General features: G+C 68.4%; 9 protein-coding genes and 1 pseudogene. 1 reads left to right on the plus strand and 9 read right to left on the minus strand.

From position 1 onward, the window contains the following. The 3 genes from RM50_RS18680 to RM50_RS18690 form a co-directional block, all read right to left on the minus strand. Positions 1 to 1,476, minus strand: coding sequence for an APC family permease (locus tag RM50_RS18680; protein WP_043455844.1), 1,476 nt, complete (start codon positions 1,474 to 1,476; stop codon positions 1 to 3). A gap of 89 nt (positions 1,477 to 1,565) precedes the next feature. Further along, entirely contained in the window at positions 1,566 to 2,933 is a 1,368-nt protein-coding gene (locus tag RM50_RS18685) for a flavin monoamine oxidase family protein (RefSeq protein ID WP_240472016.1), read from the minus strand. 9 nt (positions 2,934 to 2,942) lie between these two features. Beyond that, positions 2,943 to 3,287 (minus strand): cupin domain-containing protein, encoded by a 345-nt coding sequence (locus tag RM50_RS18690; RefSeq protein ID WP_043455846.1) that lies wholly within the window; start codon positions 3,285 to 3,287, stop codon positions 2,943 to 2,945. 160 nt (positions 3,288 to 3,447) lie between these two features. Here RM50_RS18690 and RM50_RS18695 point away from each other — a divergent pair, with 160 nt between their 5' ends. After that, positions 3,448 to 4,032, plus strand: coding sequence for a TetR/AcrR family transcriptional regulator (locus RM50_RS18695; protein WP_043455847.1), 585 nt, complete (start codon positions 3,448 to 3,450; stop codon positions 4,030 to 4,032). A gap of 90 nt (positions 4,033 to 4,122) precedes the next feature. On the opposite strand, the gene purU is transcribed toward RM50_RS18695, so the two are convergent. The 6 genes and pseudogenes from purU to RM50_RS18725 all read right to left on the minus strand — a co-directional run. Next, positions 4,123 to 5,019, minus strand: a complete 897-nt coding sequence (gene purU / locus RM50_RS18700) for a formyltetrahydrofolate deformylase (RefSeq protein WP_052260366.1) — start codon at positions 5,017 to 5,019, stop codon at positions 4,123 to 4,125. 3 nt (positions 5,020 to 5,022) lie between these two features. Beyond that, on the minus strand, positions 5,023 to 6,450 hold the full coding sequence (locus RM50_RS18705; RefSeq protein ID WP_043455848.1) for an L-serine ammonia-lyase: 1,428 nt from the start codon (positions 6,448 to 6,450) through the stop codon (positions 5,023 to 5,025). Beyond that, positions 6,450 to 7,094 (minus strand): sarcosine oxidase subunit gamma, encoded by a 645-nt coding sequence (locus RM50_RS18710; RefSeq protein WP_043455849.1) that lies wholly within the window; start codon positions 7,092 to 7,094, stop codon positions 6,450 to 6,452. Before RM50_RS18710 ends, RM50_RS18705 begins: the two co-directional genes overlap by 1 nt. Further along, positions 7,087 to 10,029, minus strand: a complete 2,943-nt coding sequence (locus RM50_RS18715) for a sarcosine oxidase subunit alpha family protein (protein ID WP_043455850.1) — start codon at positions 10,027 to 10,029, stop codon at positions 7,087 to 7,089. Before RM50_RS18715 ends, RM50_RS18710 begins: the two co-directional genes overlap by 8 nt. Continuing rightward, the gene (locus RM50_RS18720; RefSeq protein ID WP_043455851.1) at positions 10,026 to 10,433 is read right to left on the minus strand and encodes a sarcosine oxidase subunit delta; all 408 of its coding nucleotides are present in this window, start codon (positions 10,431 to 10,433) and stop codon (positions 10,026 to 10,028) included. The genes RM50_RS18715 and RM50_RS18720 overlap by 4 nt, the downstream gene beginning before the upstream one ends. Before the next feature lie 29 nt (positions 10,434 to 10,462). Then, positions 10,463 to 10,689 (minus strand): annotated as a pseudogene (locus RM50_RS18725) (sarcosine oxidase subunit beta); the annotation flags it as partial.

The following is a 10,689-nucleotide window of genomic DNA, read 5'->3' on the forward strand; positions in this document are numbered from 1 at the left end:
CTACGTGAGCGCGTGGCCCAAGGCGGCGACGTGGTGGCGGCGCTGGATGGCCCACTCCACCAGAACGCCGGCCAGGAAGACCACGGGGACCGCCACCAGCAGGGCCGTGGCCGTCTCGGCACTGCCGCCAATGAGGGCCGTGAAGTTGCTGACCACCAGGCTGAGGACCCAGGCCAGCAAGACCGCCGCCAGGACGGGGGCGATGCGGGTCTGCCACAGCTGGGCTCCGGCGCGTTCCCGGCGGAAGAATGCGACGACGGCGGCGGAGCACAGCATGTACAGCACCAGCAGTGCCGCCACGGCCAGGCCGCTGAACCAGGAGAACAGGGTCAGCACCGGGTCCAGCGCCAGGATGGCGAACGGCACCACCAGCACGACGGCGGTGGCGGACTGGACCCATGCGGCCACCGCCGGTGCGCGGTGCCGGTTGGTCCGGGCGAGGACCGCAGGCATGGAACCGCGCAGGGCCAGGGAGTGGAGGTAGCGGTTGATGCCGTTGTGGAAGGCGATGATGCCGGCCAGCAGCGAGGTGACCAGGAGGATGCCGGCCACAACGCCCGCCCAGGGGCCGAACAGGTCCACGAGCGGGCCCATGACGAAGGAGGTGGCGTCCCCGGATTCGAGGGCGGCGCCGGCGGCGTCCATTACCTGGGAGGGCCCGTAGTAGCTGACCAGCATCCAGGAGATGAAGGCGAAGAACACCGAGATGACCCCGACTGACAGGTAGGTTGCACGGGCCACGGTGCGGTGCGGGTCCTTGGCCTCGGCGGAGTAGATGGCCGTCGATTCGAAACCGAACATGGAAGCCACGGCGAACATGATGGCAACGCCTGGAGCACCTGCGCCGATGGCTTCCGGCGAGAAGGATGCGGCAACGTTGATGCCTTCCGGGCCGCCGCCGTGGAACAGTACGGTGAAGCCGAACATCAGGAGGATGGCCACCTCGAGTCCCACCAGCACGGCCAGCACGCGGGCACCGAGTTCGATGTTGAGGGAACCCAGTACCTGGACCCCCGCCATGGTCGCCAGGGCCAGCAGCCACCAGGGAACGTCCAGTCCGGCGGAGGCCAGGAGCCCGGAGAAGGCGGCGCCGTAGAGTCCGTACATGGCAGCCTGGACGGTGCTGTAGGCCAGCAGGGCCAGCCAGGCGGCGCCGGCTCCGGTCCGCCTGCCGAATGCTGCCGTGACGTAGGCGTAGAACGCGCCGTTGGCCTGGATCTTCCGGCTCATGGCCACGAAGCCGACGGCGAAGATCACGATGACGATGCCCACGATCAGGTAGGCGCCCGGCGCGCCGGCACCGTTGCCCAGCGCCGCGGCGAGCGGCGCTGCGCCCACGATCCCCGTCAGGGGCGCCTGGGCGGAGAGGACGAAGAACAGGATGCCCAGCACGCCGATGCTGCCGGCGCGCAGTGCCGTGGAATGCTCCTTGGCCGGAGCGTCAGTGGTCCGGGTCTCGGAATTCGAAATACTCATTGGATCCTTCTTAACGGTCATGAGCTCGGGAAAATTGCTGTGGGATCCAGCTTGGCAGCGGCCCGCACCGCGGCTTTGTCCGCCAGCGATCAGTTGTTGTCGGTCAGCGCAGTGCCGGTGCGGCCTGCGATATTCGAAGCCGCCGCCAGTGCGGCTTCCATGCCGCTCTCGATGGCACCGTCAATGAAGCCGCCCCAGCCGTTGGCGATGTCCGAGCCGGCGAAGAACACGTTTCCGTGCCCTGCCTGCAGGGCAGCGAGGTGGTTGGCCAGGAATCCGGTCCGGTGCATCGGCCAGGTCTCCCCCGCCAGCGGATCCGCCACCCAGTCATGCGTGGCGACGTCCCGTACGTCGGCGTCGGGCACCAGCCGGGCCAACTGCGCCTGCACTGCCGCGGCGTCTCCGGCGTCGATCTTCGACGCGTCCGGGCCGAAGCCGACGGCGATTGTGTCGCCGTCGAGCGTGTATTCCGCCTGGAAGAAGTTCAGCGGCCAGTCCGCGTTGCCCAGGGCGACGAAGGGTGGGAGTTCACCCCGCAGCCGGATCCATACCTTGACGCCCCTGGACACTTGTCCGCCCCGGGCGGCGTCGGCCTGGGCGGGCGGCAGCGGCGGCTCGAAATTGATGGCGCCCAGGGCGTGCAGCGGAACGGTGGCGATTGCGGTCCTGGCGGTGACGGTACGCCCGTCCGTGCTGCGGACGGTGACCATGCCGCCGTCGTCGCTGATCCGTGAAACAACGAAACCGAAGTCGACGGCGGTCCGGGCGTCCCGGAGGATGGCCGCGGCAAGTGCCGCGGTGCCGCCCTGGATTTTATAGGTGGCACAGGCTTCGAAGTTGACGGCCCAGTCACCATTGGTCAGGGCCACCCAGCGCAGGGCCTGGGTGAGCGCGGCGTCATCCAGCGGCCCGTTGAAATTCAACGCCCAGAAGGACTCCAGGATGTCCCGCTCCGGGCCTGCCGGGAACTGCTCCCGGATCCGGTCCCGGACGGAGATGTGGTCGATTGCCTTGAAATCCCCGGTGGCCAACGGACGGAAGGGTTCGGGGAAATAGCGGCGGGACTCCTGCACGAACGCGGCGTTGTACGTGCCGATCAGCTCCAGGAGCCGGGCCGGGTCACCTTCCCGGCGGGCACCCCCGGCCCACCAGAAGGCACGCTGCGGCTCTGGGCTTGCCACGGTTCCGATGCCGTACCTTTTCAGCTCGGCCCAGACGTACGGCTGGGTCCAATGCACCCAGGTGCCGCCGATCTCCAGGTCGCGGCCCAGCCGGTGGTCCAGCCAGGTCCTGCCGCCGATCCGGTCCCGGGCTTCCACGATGCGCACGTTCAATCCCTGCCGGGTAAGCTCCCGCGCGGCGGTGAGGCCGGCGAATCCGGCACCTATGACGACGACGTCCAGGGCGCCGATTCCTTCCTCCCTGCACTTCTGCTGCATGTTGTGTTCCTGATCCACGGGACGCGCCTAGGAGTAGACGAAGAATTCGACGGTGGGTGCCAGCACGGCCCAGCGCGTGCGGGCCCCTTTGTTGAAGGACGCCGCAGCCCCGGCCGTGAGCTCATACACCTCGCCGCCCTCCACCTCGATCCGGAGGTGGCCCTCGATGATGTGGATGGTTTCGTCAGCGTCCATAACGAGGTCGAAAGGTTCGGGCGCCTCCCTTGGGTCGACGTGCCAGTAACCGCAGGCGAGGGCCGGCCGGCCGCCCTCACCGAAGCGGCGGACCCATTGGACCCGGCCCAGTTCGAAGGGCTCGTTCTTGGCGGGATCGAGGGATGACGAGGTAGTGAAGGCAGGAGTTGTTGCCATGGTTTGCTCCAGGTGGGAAGGGCCCGGCAGTTGCCGGAATTCAATGATGTTTGCGCCGGTGCTGTGACTGGCATCACGGCGTGGAAGCAATCTAAGCAATTGCTTAGTTTTAAGTCAAGAGGCAGCGATGGACCTCCTGCGGCTGGCTAGAATCGTCGGCATGACGCCTTCCGACGCCCGCAGCGCTTCCCCTTCCAAGTACGGCACCGGCCGCGAAGCGCTGCTGCGGGCCGTGGTGGACGTGGTGGCGCAGAAGGGCCTGCGCGGGATGACATACCGGGCCGTCGCCGAGGCCGCCGGCGTCAACAACAGCCTGGTGGCACACCATTTCGGGTCCAGGGATGCGCTGATTGCCGCGGCACTGCAGTGGGCGTCCGAGCAGTCCATCGCCGCGTCCCGGCTGCGCGAGGCGGCCGGGCAGCAGGGCTCCTTCACCGAGGCGCTGCTGGGCCTGCTCCTTGAGGACCCGGGCCTGCAGGCGTTCCAGTACGAGATGATCCTGGAAGCACGGCGGCGGCCGGAACTGGCTGGCCCCGTGGCGCAGCTGTACGAGAGCTATGTCAGCGCCCTGGCCGAGGGGCTGGAGGCATTCGGCCTCCAGGGCGACGTCCGGGTGGTGGCCCGCTCGCTCTTCGCGGCCCTGGACGGACTGGTGCTGCAGTATCTTGCGGGGGTGGGACGGGACCAGATTGCCGCCGCCCTTGAGGAAGTGCACCAGGTGGTGCTTTTGCGGCGCGGGGCTTAGCGCCCTCTCAGCGGCAGCCGTGACAAAAGCGCGGCCGGCCTCCCCGGGAAGGGGAGGCCGGCCGCGCCGGCAGTATTCAGTTGGGTTGGGTTACCGGAGCACCACGGTGCGGTTGCCCTGCAGGATGACCCGTCCTTCGCAGTGCCATTTCACAGCGTTGGAGAGGGCCTTGCATTCGGTGTCGCGGCCGGCGGCCACCAGGTCCTCGGGACCGTACGTGTGGTCAACGTCCACCACCTGCTGGGAGATGATCGGGCCCTCGTCCAGCTCCGCGTTGACGTAGTGTGCCGTGGCGCCGACGGTTTTGACGCCCCGGGCGTACGCCTGGTGGTACGGCTTGGCACCCTTGAAGCTGGGCAGGAACGAGTGGTGGATGTTGATGGCGCGGCCGTCCAGCTTCCGGGTCAGGTCGTCGCTGAGCACCTGCATGTAGCGGGCCAGCACCACCAGTTCCACATCGAGCCCGTCCACCAGTTCCATCAGCCGGGCCTCCGCCTCGGGTTTGGTGTCAGCCGTGACGGGAATGTGGTGGAACGGGATGCCGTGCCACTCCACGAGCGCCTGGTGGTCGCGGTGGTTGGATACCACGGCCACCACGTCCACCGGCAGTTCACCGATCCGGGCGCGGAACAGGAGGTCGTTGAGGCAGTGCCCGAACTTGGACACCATGATCAGTACCCTGCGCTTGGAGCCCTGCCGTTCCAGCTGCCACCGCATGCCGAACTTTTCGGCCACGGGGGCAAACGAGTCGCGCAGGACCTGCAGCGTGGAGTCGTCGCCTTCGGAGACGAAGTGGACGCGCATGAAGAAGTGGCCTTCGGTACGCTCACCGAACTGCTTGTTGTCGATGATGTCGCAGCCATGTTCCAGCAGGAAGCCGGAGACCGCGTGCACGATGCCCGGCCCTTCGGGGCAGTCCAGCGTGAGGACGTGTTCCACGGTGGTGGGCACTTTGGGGCTGGGGATATGGGTTTCAGTGGCTGTCATGGCTCAGCACTCGATCACATTCACGGCGAGGCCTCCTCGGGAGGTTTCCTTGTACTTGGTTTTCATGTCGGCTCCGGTGTCACGCATGGTCTTGATGGCCTTGTCCAGCGAGACCTTGTGGCTGCCGTCCCCATGCAGGGCCAGCCGGGCCGCGTTGATCGCCTTCACGCTGGCGATCGCGTTCCGCTCGATGCACGGGATCTGCACCAGCCCGCCCACGGGATCGCAGGTCAGGCCGAGGTTGTGCTCAATCCCCACTTCGGCGGCGTTTTCCACCTGCGCCGGAGTCCCGCCGAGCACTTCGCAGAGCCCGGCCGCGGCCATCGAACAGGCGGAGCCCACCTCGCCCTGGCAACCCACTTCGGCGCCGGAGATGGAGGCATTCGTTTTGAACAGGATTCCGACGGCGGCCGCCGCCAGCAGGAAGCGGACCACGCCGTCGTCGTCGGCTCCCGGCACAAATTTGACGTAGTAGTGCAGCACGGCAGGCACGATCCCGGCCGCGCCGTTGGTGGGCGCGGTGACGATCCGCCCGCCGGCGGCGTTCTCCTCGTTCACGGCGAGTGCGAACAGGTTGACCCATTCCATGGCCAGCAGCGGGTCCGCCGGGGCCTGGACGGGCGACGCCGTCGCTGCCGCCGCTTCTGCGCTGGCCGCAGATGCCGCGGCGGAGGCGGTGAGGGTGCGGAACAGGGCGGGTGCCCGCCGGGGGACCTTGAGTCCGCCGGGCAGGATACCCTCGGCGTTGCAGCCGTTCTCCACGCACTCACGCATCACGGCCCAGAGCCCCAGCAGCTTCTCCCGGAGTTCGGCTTCGGTGTGCCAGGTGAGTTCGTTGGCCAGCATGACGTCGGAAATGGACATGCCTTCGCGGCTGCAGATCTGCAGCAGCTCGTCCGCGGTGGAGAAGGGGTACGGCAGGACGGTGTCGTCGGCCACTACCTTGTCCGCCCCCGCGGCGTCGCCGTCCACCACGAAGCCGCCCCCAATGGAGTAGAAACTCCGCTCGCTCAATACGGCTCCGGTGTGGTCCAGGGCGCGGAAGGTCATGCCGTTGGGGTGGGCGGGAAGGGATTTGCGCCGGTGGAGCACCACATCCTCTTCCCAGTTGAAGTCCACGCGGTGGCTGCCGGCGACATGCAGCTCGGCGTTCAGCGCGGCAGCCGCCACCTGGTCATCGGCCGTGAAGGTGTTAACCGTTTCGGGTTCGAGGCCCTGCAGTCCCAGGACCACCGCCTTGTCCGAGCCGTGGCCGCGCCCGGTGGCGCCCAGGGAACCGAACAGTTCCGACTGGACGCGCACCGTGGAAGCCAGCTGACCGTCACCCTTCAGCCCGTCGGCGAAGAGCTTGGCCGCCCGCATCGGGCCCACCGTGTGTGACGACGAGGGCCCGATGCCAACAGAGAAGAGGTCAAGGACGCTGAGCGCCATCAGGGGACCTCTGGCGAGGCGTACTCCCGCATGGCGTCCAGCAGCCAGCGGCCCAGGAACTCGGCGAAGGACGCCCGGGGGAAGATCCGGAAGGACTCCTCGCCGGTCTTCCAGAGGATGGCCGGGATGTTGGCGATCTCGGTGGAGAAGGCCGTGCCCGCCTTGAACACCCGGGGGTGCAGGTCCAGCGAGCAGCCCTTTTCCAGGACGGCGCGGGCCCGGGGGCCAACCAGCTCGAACGTGGTTCGGTTGGCGGAAAGATCCACCACCTGGCCTGCACCGGTGCCCAGTGCTTCCCGGAGGGCCGGGATCAGGCTGCCGCCCAGGGACTCATGGGCCTCGGTGGGTGCCACGACCAGGAACTCGGACGGCCCCAGCCACAGGACCGAGGTGTCGCCGGAGGCGGCCACATCGCCGGAACCGGCCGGCAGGCCGCCGGTGATGGTGGCCAGCCGGGTTGCCTCCTCCGAGCCTGCGTCAGCCCGGAGACCCACCATGGTCAGGAACGGTACTTCGGCGACCTCCACGGTGCCGGCCAGGGAACCTGCGGTGAAGTCTTCCGCCAGCTGGCGGGCCGGGCTGACACGGGCGGCTCGGTTCTGTTCCGCGGCGCTCTGGGTGGGGAATGCTGCTGTTTCAGCCATCTTTACGGGTCCCTTCTGGGTCAAAAAGCACGGTTTCTGCAACAACCACGTCCACCAGCTGGTCGCCGGCGGCGGCCACCAGGGTCTCACCGATGCGGTTGCGGCCGTTCTTGATCAGGGCCAGGCCAAAGGACCGGCCCAGCGCTGCGCTGTGGTAGCTGGACGTGACGAAGCCTTCCATCGGCACCGGACCATACGCCGGGTTGGTGGAGCGGCCCTTTTCCACAAGCTGGGTGCCTTCCGGCAGCCGGAGCGTGCCGTCCACGGGAAGGACGCTGACCAGGTGCTTGCGGTCCTCGCGCTGGGCGTCGGCACGGGCGTAGGAGCGCTTGCCGATGAAGTCCTTGGCCTTGGAAACGATCCACTCCATGCCTGCGTCCTGCGGGGTGACGGTGCCGTCCGTGTCCTGCCCGACGATCGGGTAGCCCTTTTCGGCGCGCAGCACGTGCATGGTTTCGGTGCCGTAGGGGGTGATGTTGAATTCGGCCCCGGCAGCCGCGACGGCTTCCCAGGTGTTGAGCCCGTACCAGGCCGGGATGTTGATCTCGTAGGCAAGTTCGCCGGAGAAGGAGATCCGGCAGACCCGGGCACGGACGCCGGAGGCGAGGGTGGTTTCGCGGAAGGTCATGAACGGGAAGGCCTCGGCGTCCAGGCCGCCGTTGGCTGCCAGCCCGGGCGCCACCTTGGCGATGACCTCACGGGATTTCGGTCCGACGACGGCGATGGTGCTCCACTGCTCCGTCACCGAGGTGCACTTGACGTCCAGCTCCGGCCACTCGGTCTGCAGCCACTCCTCCAGCCAGTCGAGCACCTTGGCGGCGCCGCCGGTGGTGGTGGTCATGAAGTAGGTTTCCTCGTCGAGGCGCAGGGTCACGCCGTCGTCGAAAATCATCCCGTCCGGCGTGCACATGACGCCGTAGCGTGCCGAGCCCGGGGCGAGCTTCTTGAACGCGTTCGTGTAGACCCGGTTCAGGAACTCCCCCGCGTCCTTGCCGCGGATCTCGATCTTGCCCAGGGTGGTGGCGTCCATGAAGCCCACGGAGTCGCGGACGGCGGCGCATTCGCGCAGCACGGCGGCGTCCATGTCCTCCCCGTCCTGCGGGTAGTACCAGGGCCGCTTCCACTGTCCGACGTCCTCGAAGAGTGCTCCCTTGGCCACGTGCCAGGGGTGGATGGAGGTGATGCGGGCGGGGTCGAACAGTTCGCCGCGCTGCCGGCCGGCCAGGGCCGCGAACGCCACCGGCGTGAACGGTGCGCGGTAGGTGGTGGTGCCGATGTCGCCGATGCCGCGCGAGGCTTCGCCGGCGGTCCGCAGGGCGGCCGCGATGACGCCGATCGCATTGACGCCGGAGGTCTTGCCCTGGTCGTTGGCGGTGCTGATCGAGGTGTACCGCTTGATGTGTTCCACGGAGCGCATGCCGGCCCCGGTGGAACGCAGGACATCCGCCACGGACTGGTCGCGCTGGAAGTCCACGAAGTGGTGGTGCCAGTCGTCCGGGGTGCCGCTCTCACCCGGCACCAGCCAGAGCTGGCGGGTGGGTGCGGAGGCCTTCGGCGCGGCCAGCGGGGAGGGCTCGACGGCGGAGCTGAAGCCCGCTGCGATGGCCGTCCTGGCGCCGGCGGAGATGCCCTCGGCGAGGCAGTCAGCGGTATCGAAGGAGCCGCGGCCGGAGCCGATGGTCTGCTGGTTGGGCACTTCGGTGCTGGGCACGAAGGCTGCCAGGTCGTCGTCCCAGCGCAGCTTGCCCTGCCGCTGGGAGTGCAGGTGGACCAGCGGGCTCCAGCCGCCGGACACTGCCAGCAGGTCGCAGGCGATCTGCTCGACGCCGGAGGTGAGCTCGCCGTCGTCGTTGATGCTGCGGACGGTGACGCCGTCCAGCCGGCCCGCCGCGTCTGCCGACGTGTTGGCGACGGCGCTGCCGATGAGCACCCGGATACCGGATTCGACGGCGGCAGCTGCCACCGGGGTCAGGGACGGACGGGCGTCCACGACAGCGGCCACCTTGACGCCGGCGGCGGCGAGGTCGGCGGCGACGGCGTAGGCGCTGTCATTGGTGGTGCTGATGACCACGCGCTTGCCGGCGGCCACGCCGTACCGGTTGAGGTAGCTGCGTACTGCCGAGGCCAGCATGATGCCGGGGCGGTCGTTGTTCTCGAACACCAGGGGGCGCTCGTGGGCGCCGGGGGCCAGGACCACCTGGTTGGCACGGATGTGCCAAATCCGCTGGCGGGAGACGCCGGGTGCCGCGGGGCTGGAGAGGTGGTCGGTGCGGTTCTGGACTGCGATGACGTAGTTGGCGTCGTAGGCGCCGAATGCGGTGGTGCGGTTCAGCACGGTGGATTCCGCGCCGGATACCAGTTCGGCCTCGACGTCCGCCACCCATTCAAAGGCCGGCTTGCCTTCGATGGTCTCCGCCAGGCCGGCGGCGGTGGAGCCGGAGAGGAGGGAGCCGCCGAGTTCGGGCTGGTCGTCCAGCAGCATGACGCGGGCGCCGGTGCGGACGGCTTCGCGGGCCGCGGCGAGGCCCGCGGGACCGCCGCCCACCACCAGGACGTCGGTGTGGACATACTTCTTGTCGTATTCGGCGCGGTCGTCCTCCGGGTCCAGCTTGCCCAGGCCGTTGAGCAGGGTGGCCTTGAGCCCGTCCACCAGGGAAACGGTGGTGGCGGGGAGCATGGACTCGGCGACGTGGCCGGGGAAGCGGGCTTCGATGCGGACCAGGGCGTTGGCCTCTTCGACGCCGGCGGACATGATGCCGCGGGGGCGGTCCTCGTAGAGCGAGTTGCCCACGGCCACGCGGCCGTTGGCCAGCAGGGCCGAGGCCAGGGTGTCCCCCGGGTGGCCGGTGAACTCTTCACCGTCCACCGTGAAGCGCCAGGAGATGGTGCGGTCGATCTGGCCGCCGGTGCTGAGCCGGGCGTTCTGGGAAGTCACTTGGTTGCTCCTTCCGGGGCGGTGGTGGTGGCGGCAAGGCTGGTTGCAGCGAGGCTGGGGGCGGCGGTACCGGTGGTGGTGCTGTCAGCGGCGAGGCTGGCCGTGCCGGATTCGCCGGCCGGGGCGGCGGCCAGGTCGGGCCGCCGGGCACCCATGGGGTAGATGGCCTTGATGTCGTAGCTGACGGTGTCGCGGAGCATGTTGAACCACTGGCGGCAGCCGGTGCTGTGGACCCAGCGTTCGGCGAAGATGCCCTTGGGGTTCTCGCGGTAGAAGAGGTAGCGGGACCACTCGTGGTCGTTCAGCTCGCTGGGGTTCTCAGGGTACGGCACGTGGGCCTGTCCCCCGTAGTGGAATTCGGTTTCGTCCCGCGGGCCGCAGTTGGGGCATGGGATCAGCAGCATGTGCGTTAGTCCTTTTCTGGTGGCGGCGGCTAGTGGGCCACGGCGGCGGCGCCGTGTTCGTCGATGAGGGCGCCGGTTTCGAAGCGTTCCAGCGAGAACGGCTCGTTGAGCTTGTGCGGGGCGCCGGTGGCGATGGTGTGCGCGAAGGTCATGCCTGCGGCGGGGGTTCCCTTGAACCCGCCGGTCCCCCAGCCGCAGTTCACGAACATGTTCTCCACCGGTGTCAGGCCCACGATCGGGGACGCGTCCATGGTGG

The organism is Pseudarthrobacter phenanthrenivorans, assembly GCF_000813845.1.
GTDB lineage: Bacteria > Actinomycetota > Actinomycetes > Actinomycetales > Micrococcaceae > Arthrobacter > Arthrobacter phenanthrenivorans_B.

Bases quoted from the DNA above. Each gene is read 5' to 3' on its own strand.
- RM50_RS18680 (WP_043455844.1), bottom strand. From the start codon at position 1,476: ATGAGTATTTCGAATTCCGAGACCCGGACCACTGACGCTCCGGCCAAG.
- RM50_RS18690 (WP_043455846.1), bottom strand. From the start codon at position 3,287: ATGGCAACAACTCCTGCCTTCACTACCTCGTCATCCCTCGATCCCGCC.
- RM50_RS18695 (WP_043455847.1), top strand. From the start codon at position 3,448: ATGACGCCTTCCGACGCCCGCAGCGCTTCCCCTTCCAAGTACGGCACC.
- purU (WP_052260366.1), bottom strand. From the start codon at position 5,019: ATGACAGCCACTGAAACCCATATCCCCAGCCCCAAAGTGCCCACCACC.
- RM50_RS18705 (WP_043455848.1), bottom strand. From the start codon at position 6,450: ATGGCGCTCAGCGTCCTTGACCTCTTCTCTGTTGGCATCGGGCCCTCG.
- RM50_RS18710 (WP_043455849.1), bottom strand. From the start codon at position 7,094: ATGGCTGAAACAGCAGCATTCCCCACCCAGAGCGCCGCGGAACAGAAC.
- RM50_RS18720 (WP_043455851.1), bottom strand. From the start codon at position 10,433: ATGCTGCTGATCCCATGCCCCAACTGCGGCCCGCGGGACGAAACCGAA.